We start from the raw sequence: 1,247 nt of genomic DNA, 5'->3' as shown, positions 1-1,247 counted from the left end.
GAACATATCTGCGGTGATGCCCGCGTACCAGCCTTCGGATTCCTCGTAGGTCGCGCGGCGTATGGCGGCGCTTTCGCCGACCGCCGAGATGAACCCGTCGACCTTGGCGATCTTTTCCGCCGTCGCCTCGTAGGTTGCACCCACTTTCACGCCGTCATTGGCGTCGATCAGGGACCAGCAGGTGTTGGAATATTTCGCCGGGAACACCTTCGATCCGGTCAGCGCGCCGCGCACCGCATTGGCGCAGACCTTGGCCTGTGAGTTCGCGGAAAACCCGGATTTCGGCATGTCGCCCTGCTGCGACGCATCGCCCAGCACATGGACGTCCGGGTCCGCCTTGGTCGACATATCCGCAGCATTCACAGGCGCCCAATTGCCCTCCGTCACGCCGGCGATCTCCGCAATCCGGCCCGCCTTCATCGCGGGAATGACGTTGCAGGCATCAACCTGCGTCTCTTCGCCATCGATGCTCACCGTCATGGCCGCAGGGTCCACCGACACCGCGCCGCCCCCGAAATCCTCGCCGATCCAGTCGATCATGCCGGGGTAATGTTTCGCCCAGCCCTCCTCGAACAAGGACATCTTGGAAAACTTCGGCTTGGGGTCCGCCACGATGATCTTGGCGGTGGGGTTGGTCGCTTTCAGCACATGCGCCACCATCGATACGCGTTCGTATGGTCCGGGCGGGCAGCGGAACGGATTGGGCGGGGCCACCATCGCAAAGGTCCCCCCGTCCGGCATCGCCGCCACCTGCGCTTTCAGCAATTCCGTCTGCGAGCCCGCCTTGTAGGCATGCGGCATGGCGTTCTGTGCGGCCAGCGACCAGCCCTCGACCGCGCCGTCGACAAAATCGATGCCGGGGCTCAGGATCAGCTTGTCATAGGGCAGCGTCGCGCCGCCTGCGAGCGTCACGATCCTGCTGTCGCGGTCCACGTCCACGGCCCAGTCATGCACCACGTTGATCCCGTATCTGGCCGCCAGCGTGCCGTAGGTATGGCCAATGTCGTCGATCTCCTTCAGACCGCCGAGGTAGAGGTTCGAGAAGAAACAGGAAAAATAGGTGCGCGATGGCTCGATCAGCGTGACGTCAATGCCGCCGTCGCTGTCTTTGGCGATGTAGCGCGCCGCCGTGGCCCCCCCGGCCCCGCCGCCGATCACCACAACCCGCGGCCGGCCATGCCCCTCCGCCAAAACATGCGGCGCAGACAGCGCAGCCGCCCCAGTGCCCAGAAAAATGCGTCGGTTCA

At 64.4% G+C, this 1,247-nt stretch carries 1 protein-coding gene; it reads right to left on the bottom strand.

Annotation, left to right across the window (positions count from 1 at the left end):
- A partial coding sequence (locus Q1A63_RS25555) for an NAD(P)/FAD-dependent oxidoreductase (RefSeq protein WP_298976935.1) occupies positions 1-1,247 on the bottom strand: 1,247 nt, incomplete at both ends.

Origin of the sequence: uncultured Roseobacter sp. (assembly GCF_947499265.1) — a bacterium.
Lineage (GTDB): Bacteria > Pseudomonadota > Alphaproteobacteria > Rhodobacterales > Rhodobacteraceae > Roseobacter.
The sequence above is the reverse complement of the archived record's forward strand: the minus strand, read 5'-3'. Positions and strand labels throughout refer to the sequence as shown.